This is a genomic window from Undibacterium sp. CY21W (assembly GCF_014284265.1).
Taxonomy (GTDB): Bacteria; Pseudomonadota; Gammaproteobacteria; order Burkholderiales; family Burkholderiaceae_D; genus Undibacterium; species Undibacterium aquatile.
Map to the genome: position 1 here is coordinate 885,981 of NZ_JACOGE010000001.1, position 24,077 is coordinate 910,057.

The window sequence follows — 24,077 nt, forward strand, 5'->3', positions numbered from 1 at the left end:
CGGCTGGTTCAGATAGTGCTCAGCTGAACCAGTTTCGGACATTGAGACCGATAAAATGTCCGAAGACGACGATGAGCATGAATGGCACCAGCGCAACGCAGGCCTGTGCAATGACTTTCCAGAGTAACCACAACTGACGGGAAATCAATGGTGTGACCGCCCATACGCACGTCAGGTAGACCAGCACCAGCGAGCACATGAACAGTATCAATAAAAAACCTTCGGGGCGGTACGGTGCTGCAATCGCAATAATGGCGCTCCAGGCAATCCACGCAGAGAGTGCCGACACCATGATTCTGTGAGCAAATTCCATGACAGGTAAAGACCTCATCGGATGATTTCCTTCTGCGTAAGTGTGCCGGAGAATTAGCTCTCCCCGGCCTGAACTGTCTTGCCAGGGAAGTGCTTTATTCGTTTGTCTGCAAATGATTGATCAATTGATGTAAGCCCGCAGTCATTGCTTGCACTGAACCGAGCATATCCCATTGATCGTCGCCGATTTTAACGTAATTTGAGACTGACCGGAGTTCCAGAAATTTCTGCTTTTCCAGTTGGCAGATATGGAAAAAAGCGGCACCTTCCATATTCTCGATATCACATTTGCTGTTGTCGATAAACGGCGCCATTGCTGCATTGACGGAAATACCATGTGCCAGCGGAAAGGGTTGTCCGGCGGGGATGTGTTCGCAGTGCAAGGTGTGGCGGCGTTCAAATTCCATCTCTATCGGCAGATGCGCCATGTGGACAAAACCTGTCGGCGTGAAAAATCCGAGATCGGCTTCTACTTCACTTTCTACCAGCACAACATCGCCGATCTTGAAACGTGAATGAGGGAATACGCCAGCAATGCCGGACAAAATCAGCATGTCCGGGTGGTGCTCATGTATCGCTTTGACAGTTGCATACGTGGTTGCCGTCAGGCCGACGCCGGAAACGATACTGATCACGTCATCACGTTGAAACAGGCTGGCTTCGGTTTGAGTAGGAAACAAAACAATGATCTTCATAGGAGGAGAGTCGGATTCAAGGGGGAAAGGGTGTAAGGTATTGCGTATCCTTATCGGCTGCCATGTCGCAAATCAACAAAATGCTGTAAACCTTTTTCTCAGCAGCGCGTTATAAGGAGTACAGGCATTTTCAACTAAACCGCATCGAAATAGCATGATGATGCTTGTCTGGTTGCCATTCATTTCGCTGACAGCAGCAGAGACAATTTAAGAGCTTATATGAAAAAAATCATTTTATTCGCGGCGCTTGCGTCCTCATTGCTGAGTGTTGAATCCGCGTCAGCTCAGAATGTTAATTTATCGGTGCAATTTGGTCAGCCGGGTTTTTACGGGCAACTGGATGTCGGTAATTTTCCGCAGCCGCAATTAATTTATCGCGAACCCCGCATCGTTTATCGCAGCCCCGCGCCATTGCCGCCGCTGTATCTGGTTGTGCCTCCTGGTCATCGCAAACATTGGGATAAGCATTGTTCACGTTATGACGCTTGTGGCCGGCCCGTTTATTTCGTGACCGAGAATTGGTATAACACCCAGGTGGTGCCTCGCTATCGTGACGGTCAATATCGTGAACCACACCGCGACTATAACAACGGACCAAACCGTGGTTACGATGGCCGCGATGACAGAGATAATCGCGAACACGGTCGCGGTAAAGATAATGACCGTGGTCAGGGAAATGGGCGTGGCCACGATAATGGGCACGGCAGAGGGCAGCATAACGATTAATCTGTCGGTGGCTGGCGAACGATGTCTGTGGCGGTTTTAGCGCAGGCATTGTGCCCGGGCATTCCTGAATGGTTTCAGGCGGTCAGAATATACTCCCGGGGGTATGTTCAGACCGCCTTTGTTTATAAGGACATCTGGCATGTTTTGGCTGATACTCCCCTTTTTTATGAAAAAACAGGGGTATTGTGCAGCGGTACAGACAGGTCTTGCCGCGCAATCGCATCGTTGCTGATAAACGGGTTTGCCGCAACCATAGTGGGTGATTGCATTATGTTGCAGAAGCAGCGGCGCTCGCTGAGATTGACTTACTGAAAGCTGCGCAAGTAGGCCAGAAGATCGGCGATTTTTTTGTCATCGCTCATGCCATAAAAGCGCATTTTCGTGCCGGGTACGACATCTTCCGGCGCGTGTAAAAAAGCGCGCAGATTTTTTTCTGTCCAGATCAGCTTTGCATTTTTCATCGCGGGCGAATATTTAAAATCAATAGTCGAACCGGCTGTTCTGCCGATCACGCCGTTCAGTTGTGGCGCAAAGCCGCCGTGTCCGGAAGCACCGATCTGATGGCAGGACGCGCAGCGCGATGTAAACACCAATTTGCCCGCCTCGACATTTCCTGCGGCGACTGCAAACGGCGAAACCATTGCCATGAGCAGCAGAAGCAGGCGGTGTTGCCTCATCAGATTCATGTCGTCTGCGCCGGTTTTTGCGGTGCATAGGCCGCCATAAAGACATCGATTGCTCTGGCCGTCATTGCTTTGATTTCTGCTTCACTGACATGCTCCAGCAGCTTGAACAGAAATGGATTAATTAATTCCGCTTCCAGCAAACCATGTAATTGCAAAGTGGCGACTGCCGCATTTCCCTGGCGTAGCTTTCCTTGCGTCATGGCGTCTTGCAGAAAGTTCGTGATAATACTCTGGCTGCTCAGAATGCCGCGTTCATAGAGCAGTTTGCCAAGTTGCCCTGGCGCTGTAATTGCCATGTGTCGTTGCGCCATGATTTCTGGCGAATACAGAAATGACAGCAGATGTTCGCCAAAGTAACGCAAGGCATCGGTGATGTCTGTGTTGGTCTGGTCGAATGCATCGAACATTGCCTGGCGCTTGGTCTCGGCAGACTTGTACATGATTTCAAAAAATAGCTCTTCCTTTGACGCGAAGTAGTTATACAGCGTTGCTTTCGAGCCCCCCAGCCGGGCGCAGATTTCCGACATCGACGTCCGTTCAAATCCCAATTCCTGAAAAGCCTGTGCCGCCACGCTCAGTATGGCCTGCCGTTTTGCTTCGGTTTTCATTTTCATGTCAATAGCATCTCTCAAAAATAAATAACTGTACCGACCTGTTCATTTTAGCATGCGGTTGCTATAATTCATAAACGTACTGTACGGTACAGTAATGAATGAAAGAGAGAACTTCTTATGTCTTCTATATCTTCACCCGGGTTTTTACCTCAGATTAAGCTCAGCAGATTGCTGCTGGCGCTGACTTTGGCGCTAGGCGGCTGCGCCCAGTTGCCGCAGTCAGAACCAACTTTATCAATGAAGACTGGCGCTGATTTTCCGGCTACAAACGCGTTCGCAGCGACTACCTCCGCTACCAGCATCTGGCCGGATGAACGTTGGTGGCAGGCATATCAGGACGCGCAACTGAATGCTTTGATTGACGAAGCCTTGCGTGATGCGCCGGATATGAGCGCCGCTGCCGCGCGACTGGCAAGAGCAGAAGCCTTCAGTCAGGTAAAAAATGCGGCAACAAAGCCGCAGGTCAATGCCAATGCGTCGATTACAGAGCAAAAGATGAGTTACAACTATCTGACGCCAAAGTCGATGACGCCGAATGGCTGGAATGATTACGGACGCGCGACTTTAGATGTCAGCTGGGAGCTGGATTTCTGGGGCAGAAATCGCGCTGCACTAGCGGCGGCGACTTCACAGGAGGAAGCCAGCCGCGCGGAATACGCACAGGCGCGTCTGACTCTTGCCGCGGCCATCGCCAGTCAGTACGCCGATCTGGCGCAATTATTCGTACTGCGCGACACGCTGCAACGCTCGGTAGAGATACGTCAGAAAACTGTCCAGATGTTTGCCGACCGATTTGCCTATGGCATGGAAACCAAAGGCGGGCTGAGTGAAGCGAAAGTTCGGCTGATCAGTGCCGAAGCGGAGTTGTTGGCAAACGAAGAGCAAATCGGTCTGCAGCGCTATCGGATTGCCGCCTTGCTGGGTGCAGGGCCTGACCGTGCGCTGGCAATTTCCCGTCCTACCGTGAATTTGCAGATGCCGACCGGTCTTCCTGCGGAATTGGCGACAAATCTGTTGGGACGCCGACCGGACATCGTTGCGGCACGCCTGCAAGCCGAAGCCAGCGCGCACAGCGTAGACCAGAAAAAAGCAGAGTTTTATCCGAACATCAATCTGTCGGCATTCATAGGGGTGCAATCGCTGGATCTGAATATGCTGAGTAAAAGTGGTTCCTCCACCGGCAGTATCGGCCCGGCGATTTCTTTACCGATCTTCACCGCAGGTCGCTTACAGGGTGAGTTACGCAGCAGCACCGCCAGCTATAACGAAGCTGTGGCGAACTATCACCGGGCGATCAGTCAGGCCTTGCAAGAAGTGGCCAGTGCCGGTCTGAGCCAGCAGGCTTTAAGTGCGCAACTGATGAAAAGCAAACAAGGTGTTGCGGCGGCGACCGATGCCTACAGCGTTGCAAAAAATCGCTATCAGGGTGGTCTGGCAACGTATCTCGAAGTTTTATCCGCGGAAGATAGTCTGCTGATCAACCTGCGTGCACTGACCACGCTGGAGGCGCGTGCCTTCACTCTCGATGTCGCGATGAAGCGCGCGCTCGGCGGCGGCTATCAGTCAACTGCAAATACTTAATTTAAAAATTATCTGAAGGATTTTTACCATGTCTGAAACGAATCTGAACGCAAACAAAGTACAAAGACGCAATAAATTACTGGGCGGTGTCGCAGGTGTCGTGGCTTTATCTGCGATCGCCGCAGGTGTTTACTGGTTCACGTATGGCTCGCATTTTGTCTCTACCGATAACGCCTACGCTGCAGTCGAAGTGGCGCAGGTGACATCGGCCGTCGGCGGCAAGATTAACGAAGTATTAGTCACGGATACCCAAGCGGTAAAAAAGGGCCAGATCCTGGTCAGGATCGACCCTGCGGATGCTCGTTTGGCACTGGCTCAGGCCGAGGCTGATCTGAATCGTGCTGTACGCCGGGTCAGAGGATTTGTCGCCAATGATGCCAGTCTGAAAGCACAGATCACTGCCCGCGAAGCCGATGAGAAAAAAGCAGCGGCGCAGTTGCGTGCGGCTGAGGCCGATTTCGAGCGGGCAAAAATTGATCTGCAACGCCGCGAAGCATTGGCCGTCTCAGGCTCGGTTTCCGGTGATGAACTGACCCGTGTACAGAATGCTTTTACAACTGCGAAGGCGAATCTGGAAGCGAGCCGCGCCGCCGCTGCGCAGGCGCAGGCAAATCAAACTATGGCGCTTGGCTCACGTGAGGCCAATGCCGTATTGATCGCTAATGTCAGTGAAGAAAATAATCCGGAAGTTGCTCTTGCCCGCGCCCGCCGCGATCAGGCTGCGCTTGATCTGGAACGCACCATTGTGCGCGCACCGGTTGACGGCATTGTTGCTAAACGCCAGGCTCAGCTCGGTCAGCGCGTGTCGTCCGGCGTGCCATTGTTATCGGTCGTGCCTGTGCAGGAGATGCACGTTGATGCGAACTTCAAAGAAGTACAACTGGAAAATGTTCGTGCCGGTCAGCCGGTTGCATTGCAGGCGGATATCCACGGTAGCAGCGTGACTTATCACGGCATAGTAGAAGGCTTTTCGGGTGGATCGGGCGCTGCGTTTGCCGCGATTCCGGCGCAGAACGCAACTGGTAACTGGATCAAAGTTGTCCAACGTTTACCGGTACGTATCAAGCTCGACTCAAAAGAGCTGCAAGCCCATCCGCTGAAAGTCGGCCTTTCCATGAGCGCCCGCATTGATACCCGTGAGCAGCAACGCTAAGGAGGCAACATGAAAAACTATGCTTTGCAGAGCGGAGCATCCGGTACGCCAGCGGGGAGCGCGTCAGAAGATGCGCCGCTGACAGGTGGCATGCTCTGGTTCGCCGCCATCATTCTGGCGGCTGCCAATTTTATTGCCGTGCTGGATATGACGATTGCGAATGTATCTGTACCGACCATCGCTGGTGCAATGGGCGCGACCAGCAGTCAGGGCACCTGGGTGATTACTTCGTATGCCGTGGCAGAGGCCATTACTGTGCCGCTGACAGGCTGGCTGGCAGCGCGTTTTGGCGCTGTTCGTGTATTCACGATAGCGATGGCGATGTTCGGCATTTTCTCTGGCCTTTGCGGCCTCGCCAATTCTCTCGGCATGCTGGTATTTGCGCGTATCTGTCAGGGTTTTGCGGGTGGCCCGTTGATGCCATTGTCGCAAACTTTATTGCTGCGGATTTTTCCGAAAGAAAAAGCACCGGCAGCGATAGGTTTATGGTCAATGACGACTTTGATCGCTCCGGTGCTGGGCCCGATTCTTGGCGGTTATCTGTGTGATGATTTTTCCTGGCCGTGGATTTTTTATATCAATCTGCCGATTGCCGTTTTATGTGCGGCGATGGCGTGGCAATTACTCAAACGCTATGAAAAAGCGCCGGTGCTCAATCCGATAGACAAAGTCGGGCTGGCATTGCTGGTGATCTGGGTCGGTGCTTTGCAACTGGTGCTGGATGAAGGAAAAGAACTCGATTGGTTTGCCTCGACGGAAATCGTTTTGCTCAGTCTGGTGGCGGCGGTGGGTTTCGTCGTTTTTCTGATCTGGGAGTTTCATGAAAAGCATCCGATTGTCGATTTGCGGGTGTTCCGGCATCGCGGGTTTTCCGTCAGCGTACTCACGATCAGTGTCGCGTTTGCTGCCTTTTTTGCTGCGAATGTGTTGACGCCACAATGGTTGCAGGCCTTCATGGGATACACCTCAACCAAGGCAGGCATGGTAACGGCATGGACAGGTATTTTTGCTGTCTTTGTTGCACCTCTTGCGGCTGGCTTGTCGTCGAAGACAGATCCGCGCCGGCTGGTATTTGGCGGCGTTGCCTGGCTGGGGCTGATGACCTTGTGGCGCACTTTTGCCACGACAGATATGGGCTACTGGGACATTGCCATGCCGTTGATGTTCATGGGTTTAGGTTTGCCCTTTTTCTTCATCCCGACAACCGGGCTCGCTATGGCCAGTGTCGAGGAACGTGAAATGGATTCTGCCGCGGGTCTGATGAATTTTTTACGGACTTTATCCGGTGCGTTCGCGACCTCAATGGTGACAACCATCTGGGATGATCAGATTTCCCGCAATCATGCCGAATTGGTCGGGCTCACCGATACCGACCTGAGTGTACAGAAAATGCTGGAAAGCTCAGGAATGGCAATTGATGCGGTTCGGGGAACCATCGATTCTCTGGTTACCAGTCAAAGCGTGATGCTGGCGACGAACCAGTTAATGATGGGTATCGCTGTCGCATTTCTGGTTGCTGCGTCGGTGATCTGGCTGGCGCCGAAACCAACCAGAGTGGTCGAGCCGGGAGCGGGCGGACACTAGACGACACCCGTTCGACAGGTGACTGACCGGTGTATCTGATGCCGGTCAGCCCTTTCACTTTAACTTCTCACTGATGACAGGAGAATTCTCATGTTCAAACATATTCTTGTTCCCACTGATGGCTCCGCACTATCGCAGGCAGCGATAGAAAAAGCGGTGTTGTTTGCGAAAGAGTCTGGTGCGCGCATCAGTTTTTTCTGTGCCGCGCAAGCCGCTACCATGTACGATGGGCTGGGCGGTATTTTTTCTGCGCAGACGCCTGCGACTCTGCGCGACATCGCGAATAACATCAGTCAGGAAATTCTTGCTGCGGCAGAAAAGCAGGCGCAGATACAGGGTGTTCCGTGCACAACGTTGTCGCAGATTGCAGAGCAGCCTTATGCTGCAATTATCGAGGCTGCAACGCTGCAGGGCTGTGATTTAATTTTCATGGCTTCTCACGGCAGGCGCGGGCTGGATGCCTTGTTACTCGGCAGCGAAACGCAGAAGGTACTCACACATTCGACTATACCGGTATTGGTTTATCGTTGATTTAATCGTCGCCTGTCATGCCGGCACACCCAGGATCACGCTGGAGGCTTTGAATATGCCGGTGGCAGGTGTGCCGGTCTGCAAGCCCAGCGCGGTGCAGCTGTCATTGGTGATGATGGCAGCCAGTGTACTGCCGCCGTCCATCGTGATAATAATTTCGGTATTCACGGCACCCGGTTGTATGCGTGTGACGATGCCGCTTAACTGATTGCGTGCCGATAAGCGGGTATTCTGATTTTCTGTCATCACGATGATGGACGACGATTTGATCAGCGCAAATGCTTCTGCACCCGGCTGTAACCCCAGCTCTTCCGTGCTTTCATGGGTAATGACGGCGACAATTTTTTGCCCGCCTGCAATCGTCAGTTCTATTTCATCATTCACTGCGCCCAGTTTGATGTGCGTGACTTTGCCCAGATAATGATTGCGGGCGCTGGTTTTCATATTCATTTTTTTGATGAGTAAAAAATCGTCGGCGATGCCATCCGCTTGCTGGCTGAGTTGCCGGATAAAATCACGATGTTCCTGTTCGATGATGTGGAAGTTGTCGACCAGTTGCTGACCGCGTTGCGTGAGCCTTGTACCGCCGCCGCCTTTGCCGCCGGTCAGTCGTTCAACCAGCGGTTCGCCCGCCAGATTGTTCATGCTGTCAATCGCATCCCAGGCGGCTTTATAGCTCATCTTCATGGCTTTGGCCGCTTGTGTGATTGAGCCGCAAGCGGCGATTTGTGCCAGCAGGGCAATCCGGCCTTTGCCACCGAAATTTTCGCCGTCGACCGTCATCCAGACCGAGCCATGTAAGGCTATCGTTTTCTCTTTGCTCGTCATACAAACACCCGTCTTAAAAACATCTGCCAGAAGCTGGCAGTGTCGGAAGTATCAGCCGTAGCGCTGAAGTCACGCTGCCCTTTTCTTCGTCAGCTGTGAGAACGTCATTGTTCATACGCATTGGCTGAGTACGACCGGTGCATCATCATGACGAATTTTCCCATCACGCAAATGCACAACGTGATCGCCAAAGACATGGGCGTCTTCCGGATCATGCGTGATCAATATCATCGGTACTTGCAATGACCGTTGCAAACTATCGAGTTCCTTGCGCATCAGAATACGCAAAGATGGATCAAGCGCAGCGAATGGCTCATCCAGCAATAATGCCCGGGGTTCTGCAACCAGTGCCCGTGCCAGCGCCGTACGCTGTTTTTGTCCGCCCGAAAGTTCATGTGGAAGCTGATCGGCGACTGTTTGTAAATCCAGCGCAGCTAACCAATGATTGACCTTTTCATTGCTGCGTTGCCGGTCTGGATTGCGCCAGCCCGGCGTCAGTCCGAAACCGATATTCTGGCGCACATTCAGGTGCGGAAATAAAGCGTATTCCTGAAACAGATAGGCAATATTCCGCTTTTGCGGTGCCAGATGAATGCGCTGCTGATGATCAAATAAAGTTGTCTCGCCGAGACGGATATGGCCGCGATCTGGCGTCAGTAATCCGGCAATCGCTTTCAGCGTCAGGCTCTTACCCGCGCCGGAATCGCCGAGGATGACGACGCGCTGCTGATCGCTGGCGAACTGAATATCGAGTTCAAACCGGCGTGTGCCTGAGATCAGCGTTTTCTGAATGTGGAGATCAAACTGCATAGACCATTCCGTTATGAAGAGCGATGGGCGATACGCCCCGGCGCCAGTTTTCCTGCCAGTAGTAACATGCTGATGCAGACGACTGAGTTCAATAACACCAGCGTATTGGCAACATCGTCCTGCCCGGCCTGCACGGCTTCATACACGGCGATAGACAGGGTTTGTGTTTTACCAGGGATGCTGCCGGCGATCATTAAAGTGGCACCGAACTCGCCCAATGCCCGGGCGAATGCCAGCAACACCCCAGCCAGAATCCCGCGCCAGGCCAGTGGCAGGGTCACGCGAAAGAAAATGCCTATTTCAGAAGTACCCAGCACGCGCGCAGCTTGTTCCAGTTGCCCATCGATTGCTTCAAAAGCAGCTCGTGCCGGTTTAAAGATCAAAGGAAACGCGACGACGGCAGCGGCGATGACTGCGCCTTGCCATGTGAAAATCAGACTGATGCCAAAAGAATCCTGCAGCCATGCGCCAAACCAACTGCCTCGCCCCAGCAAGACCAGCAGGTAATATCCGAGCACCGTTGGTGGCATCACCATTGGTAAAGTCAACACTGCGTCGAGCAGATCGCGCCCGGGAAAGCGAACGCGCGCCAGCAGATAGCCAACCGCGATACCCGCAATCAGATTCAGCGCGGTCGCCCAACCGGCAACTTTCAGCGACAACAGCAGAGGGGTCCATGCGACATCCATACCAGACGATCAGCCTTTCTTAAATCCGTATTTTGCCAACACAGTCTGCCCCGGCGTGGATAGCAGATAGTTGATGAAGCGCTTCGCTTCTTCACCATTCTTACTATGTCTGATGCGGGCAACCGGATAACTGATCACCGTGGCAGTCGGTATTTCCAGCACGACTTTGACTTTGTCTTTCATGATCGCGGCATCCGTCGCATAAACGAAGCCAGCGTCAACCTCGCTGCGGGCAACGTAATCGAGCGATTGCCGTACGTTTTGCGTGCTGATGGTTTTGCTTTCGAGTGCTGGCCACAGTTTTGCAGTCTCCAGCGCCTGCATGGTATAGCGACCCACGGGCACGCTGGCCGGATTGCCAATCGCGATGCGTTTGATATTTGCCTGATTCAGATCGTCGAGTCGTTTGATTGCGATTTTGCTGTCGGCTGGTTCGATCAGAACGAGCGCATTCCGCACAAAATCATGACGGTCACTCGCCATTACTAAGCCCTGTTTTTCTGCGGCATCCATGGTTTCCTGGTCTGCCGAGGCGAACACATCTACCGGTGCGCCTTTGGCGATTTGCTGCAACAAGGCACCTGACGCTGCAAAGTTCAAGGAGACTTTCGCATCCGGATATTGCGCCTGATAATTCTGTGCGATTTCTTTGAACGCGTTGGTCAGACTGGCGGCTGCCGAAACCGTGATTTCTGCCGCGCTGGCGAGATTTGATGCGCCGACCAGTAAAGTTGCCAACATCAGGCGTTTCAAGGTTTTCGTTTGCACGTGACAGCTCCGGTGAGTTGAACAGAAATCGTAATATACACTTATATATAACGCTATCAAAGAGTGAGTCTGGATAATCTTGACTCAGGTCAGTTTAGAAAGAAAAACCGGGAGCATAAGGGGGGAAGCACCTGATCGTTGTCTCAATATCGGGGCACGGCTGGTCGTGCTTTTTCGCAAAAAAAAACACCAGCTCGTAAGCTGGTGTTTTCTAGGATAAGAGTCTGATCAGAATCCAAGCCGGAAATCGACCCTGAAACTGTTAGCACGATAGGTATTCGCACCCATAGAACCTAGCCAGCTAAAGTTGGTTGTTAAACCACGACGCGATCTGACATTCAGACCCAGACCAACAGATTGGATATCTTCCGGTAAGCCAACGACGACGACACTGTAATTAGTGCTGCCTGCACCCAGATCTGTGTAATACATAGACTGATCCATATCACCGCTGGTACGGTGACGCAATTGCAGCTTCAACGATGGTGAAACCTGACCAAACTCGTAGTACAGGTCTTTTGCAATCGTCAGACCTCCGGTCAATGCAGTGGTAGTGCTGCGGGCATTATTCAGAGAAAGAGCTAAAACGCTGCCGCGCTCATTGTAGGCATCCAGTCTGGCATGCAATACATCGAGACGTCCGAATGGCTGAATATGTAAATCATTGCCCATCGCGATATCGCGTGTCAGCGCCGTCGATGCAAAGCTGACCTGACCTGAACGCTCGCCCGCCAGCAACTGATTATTGACGTCATCCCAGCGACGATTATCAAAATTGAGCTTGCCCATACCTACGACACCATCCACAAACCATTGTTTCTCTGGCTTATACGTGCCGTACAACATGCCAGACCATTGTCTGGATTTGCTTTCGCTCCCCAGCGTATCCATGGTTGCTGTGTCACGTGCATAGCCAATCGATGCACCAATGATCAGCTTGGGATTCCACATCATATCCAAACCGATAGTCAGGCCGCTGCTGGAGAACTTTGTCCGGTTACCATTCTGAGCATCAATACCACCAACGTCGATATTACCCGCCGTCCAGATGCCGATTGGCTTACCCGCAATCTGCAGCAATTCATTATTTTTTGCTGGTTCTTCTTCATTGCTACCGCCATCTGCATGGAAGGCTTCACCTTTGGCAAATGGCGCTTTCGCCATTGTGTATTCCTGGGAATCCTTCGGACTCAGACGGTACGAATCGTTACCGAAGGTGTCCTTGCTTGCAGTCAGATTGTCAGAAATTTTATTGACGGCCATTCTGAACATATCCAGTCCGGGGGCGTTGAGTGCGACACCAAAGCGGTTTTTAATCGAAAAGTCGCTATGCAGAATCTGAACGTGGCTATACACGTTCGTGATCTGCGTCTCTGTGAAGCGCTGGCTGATATTAGCAGCAGCAACTGCCGTCGCTTTCACTACAGCATTGCTCACAGGATCAGGGCGTTTGCCGACGACGACATTCAACACTGTGCTATTCGCACTAGCAGTTATCGCGTCGCCAGAGTAGAGCGCAGTAATTAAATGAGCACCAACCGACAGATTTTTCGTCATTAACGCGGCGGAACCATTTGCCAATGGTACGCTTCCCAGATTTACCTGTCCGTCCATAAAGATGACTGACCCCGTCGATGTTGCCGGGCTCACTGCTGCAGTCAACGTCACAGCAACGCCATCCAACACCTGTGATTGGGATGTACCTATCGTTACAGCAGAAGCAGTGAGGTTCTGAATTTCAATGCTGATGCTGGCCGTTGCCGGATTGAAATTGCTTTCGCTGTCTTTGGTCGCGGTAACAACACATGTGCCAGCGGTACTACCAGCTGACAGGATATTGCCAGACAAACTGCAAGCACCGGATGTGATGGCAAAACTGACCGCGCCGCTACCGGAACCGCCAGAGGCAGTGATGATTGCTTTGCCTGTCGATGTATAGATGGCGCGTTTATCGGCGTTCAACACCAATGCGGTCTGCGCATTCTTACCAACACTCAGACTATATGTCGCCAATGTCTGTGCATTGATACCTTTGACTGCTGCCTGTGTTGCCGTAATGGTCACGCTACCGGATACCAGCGCAGAGACTTTACCAGCGCCATCGACACTCGCAATGGCGGGGTTACTGCTGCTATAGCTGATCGCCCCAAAATTCCCACCGCTGAGCGTGGAGGTCGCGACATTTGTCAGGCTGTTACCGATAGTGATTTGCAATGGTCCCGCTTGGCTGAAGCTGAGTACTGGCAATGGCAATGCCGTAACCGTTAAGGCGTAGGTTTGTATAGCCTGTTCGTTCACTCCGTTCACCGCTGTTTGCGTCGCCGTAATTGTCACTGCCCCTGCATTCAATGTAGTGACGGTGCCGCTGGAATTGACCGTGGCGATGGCGGGATTACTGCTGCTGTAGCTGATCGCACCATAATTGCCGCCGCTGAGCGTGGAGGTCGCGATATTCGTCAGGCTATTACCTAATGTGACTTGTAACGGACCCGCTTGGCTGAAACGCAGCACAGGCACATCAATAACACTCAGGCTGTATGTCTTTGTCGATAGTCCGTTCACTCTTGTGACAGCTGCCTGTGTTGCGGTAATTGTGACCGTTCCCGTATTTAGCGTCGTGACGGCGCCGCTGGCGTTGACCGTGGCGATAGTGGGATCGCTGCTGCTGTAACTGATCGTGCCGTAACTGCCGCCAGTCAATGTTGACGTCACAGTATTTGTCAGGCTGTTGCCGACAGTTATTGCGAGCGGCCCCGGCTGATTGAAATTTAAAACGGGGACAGGCACGGGGTTGACGGTGAGGCTGTAAGTCTTGATCACCTGCGCGTTTATTCCTGTGACAGCTGCCTGTGTTGCGGTAATTGTGACTGTTCCCGCATTCAGTGTCGTGACGGTACCGCTAGCGTTGACCGTGGCGATGGCGGAGTCACTACTGCTGTAGCTGATCGCGCCATAACTGCCGCCAGTCAATGTCGACGTCACAGTATTTGTCAGGCTGTTGCCGATGGTTATTGCGAGCGGCCCCGCCTGATTGAAATTTAAAACGGGGACAGGCACGGGATTGACGGTGAGGCTGTAAGTATTGATCACCTGTGCGTTGATTCCTGTGACAGCTGCCTGCGTTGCGGTAATTGTGACCGTTCCCCCACTCAAGGTAGTGACGGTGCCGCTGGCGTTCACCGTGGCAACGGCGGTATTGCTGCTGCTGTAGCTGATTGCACCATAACTACCTCCGCTGAGCGTTGATGTTGCTGGATTTGTCAGACCATTGCCGGCAGTGATCGGGGGCGGGCTAGGTTGATTGAAACTCAAAATCTGCGGTGGAGTCACAACAAGGTTGTAGGTCACCGAATATCGACCGGAGCTGCGACTATCCAAAATCATTTCTATTTGGTACGTTCCCGTATTTGAAGCAATGAAATTAAAAGAAGCAGTTTGAGCGGCCGTATTATATTGCCCTTGGCGCGGTTGAACTGAAGCGGGAGTATTTGGACTAATATCGTTAACCCTTGCTGTGGAATCGTATGCGAAGCTGATGTTGCAATCGGTGTTTACTGTACAAAAGTAGCTGCTACCTTGGGCTGGGTTAAAACTCATGGGCGGCGTTGGAATCACAACAAGGTTGTAGGTCACCGGATATTGAACGGAGTTGGTATCAAATAAAATAATGTCTATTTGGTACGTTCCAGTATTTAAAGCAGTGAAATTAAAAGAAACAGTTTTAGTTATCCCATTCAACTGCCCTCCGTACCCATTTGCTAGTGAAGCTGGAAAATTCGCATTAAAATTACTAATTGTTCCAGCGAAGCCGTATGTGAGGCTGATGGTGCAATTGGTGTTTACTGTGCAAGTGTAGTTGCTACCCTGGGCTGGATTGAAACTAATTGGGTCTGCATGCACCGGTAGCGCCGTGCTGAGGATGGTGATGAAGAGGCTGGCAAAAGCTAGCCATCTTATCGAAAAGATGCGTTGTAGCATGGCGCGACTTTCAAATAAATAGAGCGGAACGGGGAAAAGATGTGTCTGCAACGCCAGCGCATTGATGCACTATCAGAGCTCAATGCGAGCATTGACTGCGGAAAAGTGAGCGGTAAAGCACAGATGAGGATTCCATTGTACAGTTTTTATTTTTGCAACAATGAAAATTACCACCGAAGTCCCGATAGTGTTGTTTTTTTTTAAACAGACATATGAGTATGTGACTAATACGAGACTGCTGACAGTATCAGGGGATGGTTATGCACGAAGATACGTTCAAGGCAATTTGCTGAGGGTATTTGAACAATACCGTGAGATGACGTCATGTGTGCATCTGGTTGACGTGTAGGTTGGGTGCCATATTTACTATGCCTTGCCGGGGCAATTTTTCGTTAGTCTCAATGAAATACAACGAGGACTGCTTTTTTACCTTCACCCGCTCAAGCGAGCAGGTGAAGGCTTCTGAATGTATCCGGCTAGTGTTTGTTCAGCCGCAAGCGCCGACGTAGCCGCAGGAAACACAACGGCTGCAGCCATCTATCTTTTGCAATGCATACGCGCCGCAATCCGGACATTTTTTCCCGCTGGGGATATACGATACCGGCGCGGTTTCCGCGACGTAAGTCAGATCGTTGACGCCATATTGTTGCAGGCGGGATTTAAATTTCTCGGCCAGTACATGCACCGGAATCTGGTTACCGGAGGCGTCCAGAAAGCCGCGTTTCATCAGGATGCGTTGCAATGCGTAGCCGATGGCAGCCACTTCGGATTCGTGGAACAGCGGCGCTTGTGAGCCGTCGTCTTTGGTCAGCATGCCGCAGCGGACGGTGCCTTTATCCCACACGACTTCACGCATATCGGCCAAGGCTTTTGCAATCGAGCCACCAGAGCGCGCCGCCATTGACAGCAGACGCATACTGGCGGAAATCCATTGCTGGCCATCGTTTTTCTGACCGGCCGGCATGAAGAATTCAAACGGACGTTCTATCGTGATCAGTTCGCCACCAACCATACCTTGCACGTGTATGAAGCTGACGGTCAGGTAGACCGTTTTTTTACCTTCATAGGTGGTGTACTGCACTTTTGAGGTGATTGATTCCAGATCGCCGAAAGGACGCCCCTCAAACTGTTTGCGCAGCAAATCTTCATCATGCGGCTGATGCGTAACAGTCTTAGCCGTTTCGGTTTCCGGTGTGGTGCTGGCGACAGATAAGACGCTGCCGAGTATGCTGTTTGGCCGGTAGGTTGCCAGACCTTTGAGTCCGGCGCGCCATGCGTCCATATACAAATTCTGGAAGTCTTCGTATGGATAATCGGCCGGTACGTTGACTGTTTTCGAGATCGCAGAGTCAATATAAGGCTGCACGACCTGCAACATTTTCATGTGATCACTGGCCGACATATTCAGCGCGGTGACAAACTGATGCGGCAATTTGCTGTCGTCGGACACGTCATGCCCCATCGCGCGGTATAAACGCCAGGCGTGATCGGCGACTTCATAAATGCGCGCGTCGCCAACGGCCATGCGCTTTTTACGGTTATAGACCCATGAAAACGCGGGCTCGATACCGTTCGATGCATTGTCTGCGAATGCCAGTGTGATGGTGCCGGTCGGCGCAATCGACAGCAGGTGAGAGTTGCGCAGACCATTTTTTTCTATGGCTTTACGAACTGTCTTCGGCAGACGTTGTGCAAATTGGCCGGATAAATATTTCTGGCTGTCGAACAAGGGGAAAGCGCCTTTTTCTTTTGCCAGTTCGGCGGAGGCGAGATACGCCGTATCGCGCAGAACTTCAGATACCTGACGGGCGAATTCGCGGCCTTCGTCGGAATCGTAGCGTATGCCCAGCATCACCAGAGTGCTGCCTATGCCGAGAAAGCCAAGGCCGACGCGTCGCTTTGACATCGCTTCGGCTTTTTGCAGATCGAGTGGCCATGCGGTGGCATCGAGCACATTGTCGAGCATGCGGGTCGCCACTGTGATGACGGATTTAAATGCATCAAAATCAAAGCTGGTGCCGAGCGAGAAGGGATTCTTGACGAAACGTGTCAGATTGATAGAGCCGAGGCAGCAGCAGCCATAATCCGGCAAAGGCTGTTCGGCGCAAGGATTAGTCGCTTCGATTTTTTCGCAGTAATACAGATTGTTTTCTGTATTCATACGTGACAGGAACAGAATGCCTGGCTCTGCATGGTCGTAAGTCGATTTCATGACGACTTCCCACAGGTCACGGGCGCGCAGTGTTTCGTAGACCCACAGACCGTCTTCACGCTGGTAGGCGCCTGCGGCTTTGCGGTCTTCGCTCGGTTCTGCTTTGTGCACGAGGCAGAAATCTGTGTCGTCAGCGACCGCTTGCATGAACTCATCGGTGACGCCGATGGAGATATTAAAGTTCGTCAGGCCGCCTTCGTCTTTCGAGCGGATAAATTCCAGAATATCGGGATGATCGCCGCGCAGTACGCCCATTTGCGCACCACGCCGCGCACCGGCAGATTCAACCGTCGAGCATGAGGCATTAAATACCTGCATGAAGGATACCGGGCCGGAGGCGCGCGAACGTGTACCGCGCACCAGCGCATCTTTCGGGCGAATGCTGGAAAAATCGTAGCCGACACCGCCGCCGCGCCGCATGGTTTCAGCCGCGTCCGCCAATGCTGCGTAAATGCCGGGTTTGCCATCCGTCGGGCTGGATACCGAGTCGCCGACTGGTTGTACGAAACAGTTGATCAGCGTCGCATGTAAATCCATACCGGCTGCGGAATTGATACGGCCGGCCGGAACAAAACCGTTTTTTTGCGCCCATAAGAATTTTTCTTCGTAATAGGCCTGCACGTCGGCTTGTTCTACGCTGGCGAGTGCCTTGGCGACGCGTGCCTGCACATCATGAATAGTGGCTTCTTCGCCCTTCGCGTATTTTTCTAATAAAACATCGAGTGAGATTTCCTGTGGCGCCATGTCAGTGATTCCCGGGAGTTGTACGTTCGCATTCATTATCAGCTTAATTTCTCAGTGAGGATTACAGATTATCGTATCGATTATTGTCTTAAAGCCAGCGCCACTATGATGGGCAGCGCTTCAGTATATGGGGCAGGGGCTGATTTGCCTTGATGGGTATCAAGGCAGACAAAATCCCTGCCTGTTCATCATTTCTTGTTTCAATTCTTACTGATGCAGTAATTTCGCCAGTAAGTAATTGCTATGCTGAAAAGACCCTGATTCTGTGACTCAGCTCAGGTATGGTGCCAGAATTGCCATGGTGCGGGCGGTTGCGCCCTGATGCTGTAAAAAAAAAGCATAGGCATGTTGTCCCATACCGTTACGCTTTTTATCATTACCAAGTAAGGCAAGCGCTTCGCGTAGCATACTCCGTGCACCGTCAACCCGCAAAGCGGCACCGGCTGCAATGGCCTGATCGGTGATTTCGGAAAAATTAAAGGTATGCAGCCCCGTCAGCACGGCCTTGCCCATGGCGCAGGCTTCGATCAGATTATGTCCGCCCAGCGGCACCAGACTGCCGCCGACGAAGGCGACATCCGCTGCGGCATAGTACATATACATTTCACCCATGGTGTCACCCAGCAATACTTGTACATCGCTGGCAATCGGCGTGACTGTGTCGTGATCAAGTGTGGAGCGGCGTACATACGCGATGCCACGCGTTTCCAGCATGCCTGCCACCTGATCAAAACGTTGCGGATGGCGTGGTGTGATGATCAGCAGCGGTTTTTCTGTCAGCAACGGAAACTGTTCCTGAAACGCGGCGAGTATCAGTTCTTCTTCGCCGTCGCGGGTACTGGCGCACAAGATGACCTGACGCTCGCCAAAACTACGGCGTAAGGCAATGCCGCGTTCCGCCATCAGCGCTGGCGGCGTGACATCAAATTTCATATTCCCTGTGACTTGCGGTTGGCTGATGCCCAGTTCACGCAAGCGATCCGCATCCGGATTTGACTGCGCTGCAACCGCGCTGATCGCGTGTGCCGCTGGCAACATCAGCGCTGACAAACGGCGTGCTTTGTTCAGCGATTTTGCTGACAGTCGTGCATTCACCAGCGTGACCGGCACCTGCAATTCTTTGCATTGAGCAATCAGATTCGGCCAGACTTCCGTTTCTATCAGCACGCACAATTGCGGAGAATAATGCCGCAGAAAACGGCGCATCATCCAGTTAATGTCATATGGCAAAAATGCCTGCGTCAGCCGTGACGATACATCGGCAAACAGCTTGCCGCCGGTTTCACGTCCGGTCGCGGTCATGTGCGTCAGCAACAGATGATGCTGCGGATACGCATCGAGCAACGCCCGTATCAAAGGCTCGGCGGCGCGAGTTTCACCAGCCGATACCGCATGCACCCAGATCGTCGCCTGCGTTTGATAAGCAGGGAAAAATCCCAGACGTTCGGCGATATGCTGGCGGTAACCCGGCTCGCGACGACCACGCCACCAGAGACGGAATACGGCGAAGGGCAGCGATAAACCCCAGACGAAAGAATAAAGAAGGCGCATGGATTAGTTTTTTCTGAAATTCACCAGCACGATACCACTGAGTACCATCAAGGCGCCAATTGCAAAGCGCGGGCTGACGACATCATTCATCAGCACGACACCCGCCGCGACACCAAACAGCGGCGTCAGAAACGAAAACGCAGACAGGCGCGATGCCAGATAGCGGCGCATCAGCCAGAACCACGCCAGATAACTGGCAAAAGCCACCACCACACTTTGAAACAACATGCTGATCCAGGCGGCTTGGTCCCACGCTGCCAACACATTATCGCCCTGGGCAAAGGCAATGGCGGTCAAGGCAACGGCCGCACCGGCGAGCTGATAAAACAGCGTGGTCGTCGGCTCAGCTTCAGATAAGCTCGATTTACGTATCACCACTGTCGTCGATGCCCACAGCAGTGCCGCCAGAATACCGAAGCTGTCACCGATCAGCATGTCATGCATGGCGCGTGGGTTATTGCCAAACGCGCCGGAAAACGCAATGGCGACGCCACCAAAGGCCATCAATATGCCCAGCCATTGCCGCGCCTGCAGACGTTCTGCCGGAATCAGCCAGTGCAGTGCAAGCACCGTGAAGATGGGCGCGGTGTATAAGAACACCGACATGTGCGATGCTGTGGTGAAATTGAGTCCATATGAGACCGCCAGAAATTCGCCTGCGAACAGCAGACCCGCCAGCAAACCCGGGCGCAGATGCGGCCCCGTCAGCGTGAACGGAATTTTTCTGAGCGAAATTAAAGCGAGTACTAACACGGCAGCAATGCCAGAGCGCAAGCCGAGTTGTAATGTGGAACTGATAGCATGCGCGGCCATTTTGACCGCCACTTGTTGTAAACCCCAGCACAGGCACAGCAGTAACATCAGGCCGATGGCGTTGCCGTCGAGGCTCTTGCGGATAGTCATGTGGTAAAAAAGAAAATAATGCAGAAATCTGAAGAAGCAGGACTATACCCTAAGTCGCACGGCGGCTGAGTTTCTTGTTCAGCAAGCGCCAGATATGGCTGATGCTGGCAACCCGCTGCGACTGTATTGCACGGCGTTTGCGCCAGGTGTCCGGCAAGCCGTACAAGGCGTCACGCTTGGCGCGCAGAATGACCTTGCCCTGACCAACTTTGATGAAGTAGGCAACCGTGATCAGATTCAGTAATAAATGCAAAGGCAGGCAAAGCCAGAACAAGATGCCGGGCATGTTTTTAACGAAAGTCCAGACCAGATTGCGGTGGCCGTAATACACAGAAAAATCGCTGCGTTTTCCGGTTAATGCCGAGCCTACATGATTCGCAACCGACTCCGGCACGTACAAACAGCGGTGGCCGAGCAACTGGTAGCGAAAGCCGAGATCAATATCCTCGACATAGCAAAAATAATCTTCATCAAAACCACCAATCGCATCGAACACATCGCGCCGGTACAATCCGGCTGCCGCGCAGGTCGAAAAAATTTCCCGGCGTTCTAAAAATGATGGCTGCAATGGCTGCCCGTGCGCCTCGCGCCAGACCAGCCCACTGACGTGATACGCGTCACCGACGCCGTCGAGCAGGGTGCGTGTGTTGGCATCCATCAGGCGGCTGCCGAAGATCGCGAATTCCGGTTGCGCAACGGCCGCATCCACTAAGGCTTTGAGCCAGTCAGGTTCAGGAAACGCATCCGGATTCAGCAAAGCGATCCACTCGCTGTCGGGCGATGCCAGTTTGACGGCGAGATTATTTCCCGCCGCAAACCCGAGATTGCTGCCCGCATGTATCACTTTGACCTGCGGAAATGCCTGTTCGATTACATGACCGGAGCCGTCGCTGCTGGCATTGTCCACCACGATAATTTCATGCGGCTGATAACTTTGCGCACACAGATCGGTGACGCAGCGTTGCAGCAAGTCGCCGCCATTCCAGTTGACGATGACGACGCTGACTTTGGGGGAATGCGGTGAAGGAGCGGCTTGCATGCGGTGATATTCTTTTCAGTTGAAATTGCCGGAGGTGCTGACAGCGGCTGCGTTGTCATAGTAATTGCTGTATCGCCTGTTCGACTTCAGCAACGCCGGGCTGTACGCCATTATCACCGAGGTTGATGATCTTCGGTGACCAGTTTCCTTCGGTTTTCCATTTCGGTGAGGCGCAGTAAATTTCTATGGTCGGCGTTTCATAAGCGGCTGCGATATGCGTCAGGCCGGTATCGACACCGATCACCAGCGCGGCTGATTGCGCCAGTATCGTGGCCTCTTGCATGGAGAGCGCAGGTAACACCGTTGCATTCGGCATGGCGGCGGCCATTGCTACTGCTTCAGCTTTTTCGGCCGGGCTGCCCCACGGCAGCAGGATAGGTAAATCGTATTGGTACAAATACGCGGCAATCGCTATCCAGTTGTCCCGCGCCCATTTCTTTGCAGCGCCTGCGGTGCCGTGGAAAAAGACCACGTAAGGTGTCGCCGGTTTCCAGTTGGTATCACCAGCGGGCACACGCAAGCCGAAACTGGCCGGTGTGTTGACAACGTAGCCAGCCGCTGCGGCAGCGACCAGACGGCCGCGCAAGACAGCATGGGTGTGTTTATCGACCGGTACACTGAGATCATGAAATATCCGCGAAATGCCTTCGTAACCAGAACCCTCGGTACCATTCGCCAGACCGACTTTTTTTCCGTTTGGCGTTTTGCGTGCCATGCCCATGATGAGGCCGGTTTTCAGCAGCCCTTGGGTGTCGAGGATCAGATCGTAGGCGTCATGCCGTAACTGGCGGTAAAAACCGGCGATTTCTGCGCGTGTTGCGGCCGAGCGCAAACTCTTGCGCCAGCGTCGTAAGGCGAAAGGAATGATATGCCGCACACCGGGATGCAGACGCACCAGATTCACATAGGCTTCTTCGACCACCCAATCGATCTGCGCATCAGGAAAATGGCGCAGCAGATCATCAACAACCGGCATGTTATGCAGCACATCGCCAAGGGAAGAAACACGGACCAGCAGAATTTTCACGGAATTGTCAGTCACAAAAGCAGGGACAGATTAAACGAAGAATAGAGTAGCCAGAAGCCGAAATTTTGTGCTTTTTTCATATACTCCCCCTCTTTTTTAGCATTTCTGCCTTCATGTCCTTATAAACATTGGGCTGTAGAAAATACTGGGGGGAGTATATTTAGGGCATTTTAAAGGTCTTTTTTGCATTCACAGCTCATGCTCAGACCAGTGAATGCAGGTAGCCCCTTAAAACGGTAACACCGCATCCGGTTTCACCGCCAACACCGCCTGTTTCATCGCCGCTTGTATGCGTGCCAGCGCGGCGGGTGTTTCTGCTTCAAAACGCATCACGATCACCGGTGTCGTATTCGAAGAGCGTGCCAGACCGAAGCCATCCGGATATTCAACCCGCAGACCGTCAATCGTGATGATTTCATCGGAACCCGGGAAATTGGCATTCGCCTGCATTGCGGCGATGAGTGTGAAATTCTCACCTTCCGCTAATTTCAGTTGCAGTTCCGGCGTTGAGGCGGATTGCGGCAAATCATTCAGGGTCGCGGTCATGTCCGCAACACGGCTCAGAATTTCCAGCAAACGGGCACCGGCGTACAAGCCGTCATCAAAACCATACCAGCGGTCTTTGAAGAAAATATGACCGCTCATTTCGCCGCCAAGCGGTGACCCGGTTTCACGCAATTTCGCTTTCACCAGCGAATGCCCGGTTTTCCACATCAGCGGCACACCGCCGCGCGCTTTGACCCACGGTGCGATATGGCGCGTGCATTTGACGTCATACAGAATCTGTGCGCCGGGATTGCGTGTCAGCACATCTTCGGCAAACAGCATCAACTGGCGATCAGGGTAAATGATCTGTCCGTCTTTCGTCACGACACCGAGGCGGTCGCCATCGCCATCAAAAGCCAAGCCGATTTCGGCATCGGTCGTTTGCAGACAGCGTATCAGGTCTTGCAGGTTTTCAGCGTGAGCCGGGTCGGGATGGTGATTCGGGAAGTTGCCATCGACTTCGCAGAACAACTCGATCACTTCGCAACCTATGCCGCGATACAGATCTGCCGCAAACGCACCGGCCACACCGTTACCGCAATCGACGGCGATTTTGATCGGGCGCGCCAGTTTAACGTCGCCGATAATGCGTTCAAGATAGGCCGCTCTGATATCGTGGGTACGGTAGTTACCGCTGCCCTGAGCAAATTCTTTTTTCAGTATGGTCTGATACAAGGCCAGAATCGCGTCGCCATAAATCGCTTCACCGGCGAGCACCATTTTGAAGCCGTTGTAATCCGGTGGATTATGGCTGCCGGTGACCATGATGCCGGATGTCGCACCCAGCACATTGGTGCCGAAATACACCATTGGAGTGACGACGACGCCGAGGTCGATCACATCGACGCCGGTGGATTGCAAACCATTGGCGAGTGCGGTGATCAGATCGGGGCCGGACAAGCGACCATCACGGCCAATCACGACGGTCTTTTCACCTTTGGCAACGGCGGCGCTGCCGAATGCCTGACCAATCAGGTAAGCAACATCAGCATCGAGCGTTTTGCCGATAATGCCGCGAATATCATAAGCCTTGAAAATGCTAGGGGAAAGTAGAGACATAGCAACCTTGCTGATCAAAATGAAGTGATGACGGAAATTGT

20 protein-coding genes are annotated in these 24,077 nt (G+C 52.7%); 5 read left to right on the forward strand and 15 right to left on the reverse strand.

The genetic code is table 11. The annotated features are described in order from the left end of the window. Positions 1–19: 19 nt before the first annotated feature. Positions 20–331 (reverse strand): hypothetical protein, encoded by a 312-nt coding sequence (locus H8K29_RS03935; RefSeq protein WP_186884861.1) that lies wholly within the window; start codon positions 329–331, stop codon positions 20–22. 76 nt (positions 332–407) lie between these two features. Continuing rightward, positions 408–1,007 carry a purine phosphorylase gene (locus H8K29_RS03940; RefSeq protein WP_186896457.1) on the reverse strand — a complete coding sequence of 200 codons (600 nt, stop codon included), beginning with the start codon at positions 1,005–1,007 and terminating at the stop codon, positions 408–410. Between the two features lie 219 nt (positions 1,008–1,226). On the opposite strand from H8K29_RS03940, the gene H8K29_RS03945 reads away from it, so the two are divergent. Next, positions 1,227–1,733 carry a hypothetical protein gene (locus H8K29_RS03945; protein ID WP_186896458.1) on the forward strand — a complete coding sequence of 169 codons (507 nt, stop codon included), beginning with the start codon at positions 1,227–1,229 and terminating at the stop codon, positions 1,731–1,733. A gap of 305 nt (positions 1,734–2,038) precedes the next feature. On the opposite strand, the gene H8K29_RS03950 is transcribed toward H8K29_RS03945, so the two are convergent. Both H8K29_RS03950 and H8K29_RS03955 read right to left on the reverse strand, forming a co-directional pair. After that, a complete protein-coding gene (locus tag H8K29_RS03950; RefSeq protein WP_370527129.1) occupies positions 2,039–2,419 on the reverse strand; it encodes a cytochrome c family protein in 381 nt (126 codons plus the stop codon). Next, entirely contained in the window at positions 2,416–3,033 is a 618-nt protein-coding gene (locus tag H8K29_RS03955) for a TetR/AcrR family transcriptional regulator (RefSeq protein ID WP_186896459.1), read from the reverse strand. The genes H8K29_RS03950 and H8K29_RS03955 overlap by 4 nt, the downstream gene beginning before the upstream one ends. Before the next feature lie 117 nt (positions 3,034–3,150). Between H8K29_RS03955 and H8K29_RS03960 the strand changes: the two genes are divergently transcribed. The 4 genes from H8K29_RS03960 to H8K29_RS03975 all read left to right on the forward strand — a co-directional run bounded on the left by H8K29_RS03960 (position 3,151) and on the right by H8K29_RS03975 (position 7,882). Continuing rightward, on the forward strand, positions 3,151–4,614 hold the full coding sequence (locus H8K29_RS03960) for an efflux transporter outer membrane subunit (RefSeq protein WP_186896460.1): 1,464 nt from the start codon (positions 3,151–3,153) through the stop codon (positions 4,612–4,614). Positions 4,615–4,642: 28 nt separating this feature from the next. Next, positions 4,643–5,767 carry an HlyD family secretion protein gene (locus H8K29_RS03965; RefSeq protein ID WP_186896461.1) on the forward strand — a complete coding sequence of 375 codons (1,125 nt, stop codon included), beginning with the start codon at positions 4,643–4,645 and terminating at the stop codon, positions 5,765–5,767. 9 nt (positions 5,768–5,776) lie between these two features. Beyond that, complete coding sequence (locus H8K29_RS03970; RefSeq protein ID WP_186884867.1) at positions 5,777–7,351, forward strand: DHA2 family efflux MFS transporter permease subunit; 1,575 nt, start codon at positions 5,777–5,779, stop codon at positions 7,349–7,351. Positions 7,352–7,441: 90 nt separating this feature from the next. Then, positions 7,442–7,882, forward strand: a complete 441-nt coding sequence (locus H8K29_RS03975) for a universal stress protein (protein ID WP_186896462.1) — start codon at positions 7,442–7,444, stop codon at positions 7,880–7,882. A gap of 15 nt (positions 7,883–7,897) precedes the next feature. On the opposite strand, the gene H8K29_RS03980 is transcribed toward H8K29_RS03975, so the two are convergent. From H8K29_RS03980 to H8K29_RS04030, 11 genes are all read right to left on the reverse strand, one after another. Next, complete coding sequence (locus H8K29_RS03980; protein WP_186896463.1) at positions 7,898–8,710, reverse strand: TOBE domain-containing protein; 813 nt, start codon at positions 8,708–8,710, stop codon at positions 7,898–7,900. A 111-nt stretch (positions 8,711–8,821) separates the two neighbouring features. Beyond that, positions 8,822–9,520, reverse strand: a complete 699-nt coding sequence (locus H8K29_RS03985) for a sulfate/molybdate ABC transporter ATP-binding protein (RefSeq protein ID WP_186896464.1) — start codon at positions 9,518–9,520, stop codon at positions 8,822–8,824. An 11-nt stretch (positions 9,521–9,531) separates the two neighbouring features. Then, positions 9,532–10,209 carry a molybdate ABC transporter permease subunit gene (gene modB, locus H8K29_RS03990; protein ID WP_186896465.1) on the reverse strand — a complete coding sequence of 226 codons (678 nt, stop codon included), beginning with the start codon at positions 10,207–10,209 and terminating at the stop codon, positions 9,532–9,534. Between the two features lie 9 nt (positions 10,210–10,218). Further along, positions 10,219–10,977, reverse strand: coding sequence for a molybdate ABC transporter substrate-binding protein (gene modA, locus H8K29_RS03995; protein ID WP_370527130.1), 759 nt, complete (start codon positions 10,975–10,977; stop codon positions 10,219–10,221). Positions 10,978–11,205: 228 nt separating this feature from the next. After that, positions 11,206–14,355: an autotransporter domain-containing protein gene (locus H8K29_RS04000; protein WP_186896466.1), complete on the reverse strand. Its 3,150-nt coding sequence runs from the start codon at positions 14,353–14,355 to the stop codon at positions 11,206–11,208. Positions 14,356–15,442: 1,087 nt separating this feature from the next. Further along, positions 15,443–17,947, reverse strand: coding sequence for an adenosylcobalamin-dependent ribonucleoside-diphosphate reductase (locus tag H8K29_RS04005; RefSeq protein WP_186896467.1), 2,505 nt, complete (start codon positions 17,945–17,947; stop codon positions 15,443–15,445). A 234-nt stretch (positions 17,948–18,181) separates the two neighbouring features. Further along, positions 18,182–19,462, reverse strand: a complete 1,281-nt coding sequence (waaA, locus tag H8K29_RS04010; protein WP_186896468.1) for a lipid IV(A) 3-deoxy-D-manno-octulosonic acid transferase — start codon at positions 19,460–19,462, stop codon at positions 18,182–18,184. A 3-nt stretch (positions 19,463–19,465) separates the two neighbouring features. Continuing rightward, positions 19,466–20,365 carry a DMT family transporter gene (locus H8K29_RS04015; protein ID WP_186896469.1) on the reverse strand — a complete coding sequence of 300 codons (900 nt, stop codon included), beginning with the start codon at positions 20,363–20,365 and terminating at the stop codon, positions 19,466–19,468. Between the two features lie 49 nt (positions 20,366–20,414). Then, on the reverse strand, positions 20,415–21,404 hold the full coding sequence (locus H8K29_RS04020) for a glycosyltransferase family 2 protein (protein ID WP_186896470.1): 990 nt from the start codon (positions 21,402–21,404) through the stop codon (positions 20,415–20,417). A 55-nt stretch (positions 21,405–21,459) separates the two neighbouring features. Beyond that, a complete protein-coding gene (gene waaC, locus H8K29_RS04025) occupies positions 21,460–22,431 on the reverse strand; it encodes a lipopolysaccharide heptosyltransferase I (RefSeq protein ID WP_186896471.1) in 972 nt (323 codons plus the stop codon). A gap of 228 nt (positions 22,432–22,659) precedes the next feature. Continuing rightward, positions 22,660–24,036, reverse strand: a complete 1,377-nt coding sequence (locus tag H8K29_RS04030; RefSeq protein WP_186896472.1) for a phosphomannomutase/phosphoglucomutase — start codon at positions 24,034–24,036, stop codon at positions 22,660–22,662. Positions 24,037–24,077: the final 41 nt, after the last annotated feature.

Coding starts and splice junctions, on each gene's coding strand:
- H8K29_RS03975 (WP_186896462.1), top strand. CDS start 7,442: ATGTTCAAACATATTCTTGTTCCCACTGATGGCTCCGCACTATCGCAG.
- H8K29_RS03980 (WP_186896463.1), bottom strand. CDS start 8,710: ATGACGAGCAAAGAGAAAACGATAGCCTTACATGGCTCGGTCTGGATG.
- H8K29_RS03955 (WP_186896459.1), bottom strand. CDS start 3,033: ATGAAAATGAAAACCGAAGCAAAACGGCAGGCCATACTGAGCGTGGCG.
- H8K29_RS03940 (WP_186896457.1), bottom strand. CDS start 1,007: ATGAAGATCATTGTTTTGTTTCCTACTCAAACCGAAGCCAGCCTGTTT.
- modB (WP_186896465.1), bottom strand. CDS start 10,209: ATGGATGTCGCATGGACCCCTCTGCTGTTGTCGCTGAAAGTTGCCGGT.
- H8K29_RS04015 (WP_186896469.1), bottom strand. CDS start 20,365: ATGACTATCCGCAAGAGCCTCGACGGCAACGCCATCGGCCTGATGTTA.
- H8K29_RS04020 (WP_186896470.1), bottom strand. CDS start 21,404: ATGCAAGCCGCTCCTTCACCGCATTCCCCCAAAGTCAGCGTCGTCATC.
- H8K29_RS03935 (WP_186884861.1), bottom strand. CDS start 331: ATGAGGTCTTTACCTGTCATGGAATTTGCTCACAGAATCATGGTGTCG.
- H8K29_RS03985 (WP_186896464.1), bottom strand. CDS start 9,520: ATGCAGTTTGATCTCCACATTCAGAAAACGCTGATCTCAGGCACACGC.
- waaA (WP_186896468.1), bottom strand. CDS start 19,462: ATGCGCCTTCTTTATTCTTTCGTCTGGGGTTTATCGCTGCCCTTCGCC.
- H8K29_RS04005 (WP_186896467.1), bottom strand. CDS start 17,947: ATGAATGCGAACGTACAACTCCCGGGAATCACTGACATGGCGCCACAG.
- H8K29_RS04030 (WP_186896472.1), bottom strand. CDS start 24,036: ATGTCTCTACTTTCCCCTAGCATTTTCAAGGCTTATGATATTCGCGGC.
- H8K29_RS03960 (WP_186896460.1), top strand. CDS start 3,151: ATGTCTTCTATATCTTCACCCGGGTTTTTACCTCAGATTAAGCTCAGC.
- H8K29_RS03965 (WP_186896461.1), top strand. CDS start 4,643: ATGTCTGAAACGAATCTGAACGCAAACAAAGTACAAAGACGCAATAAA.
- H8K29_RS03970 (WP_186884867.1), top strand. CDS start 5,777: ATGAAAAACTATGCTTTGCAGAGCGGAGCATCCGGTACGCCAGCGGGG.
- H8K29_RS03945 (WP_186896458.1), top strand. CDS start 1,227: ATGAAAAAAATCATTTTATTCGCGGCGCTTGCGTCCTCATTGCTGAGT.
- H8K29_RS03950 (WP_370527129.1), bottom strand. CDS start 2,419: ATGAATCTGATGAGGCAACACCGCCTGCTTCTGCTGCTCATGGCAATG.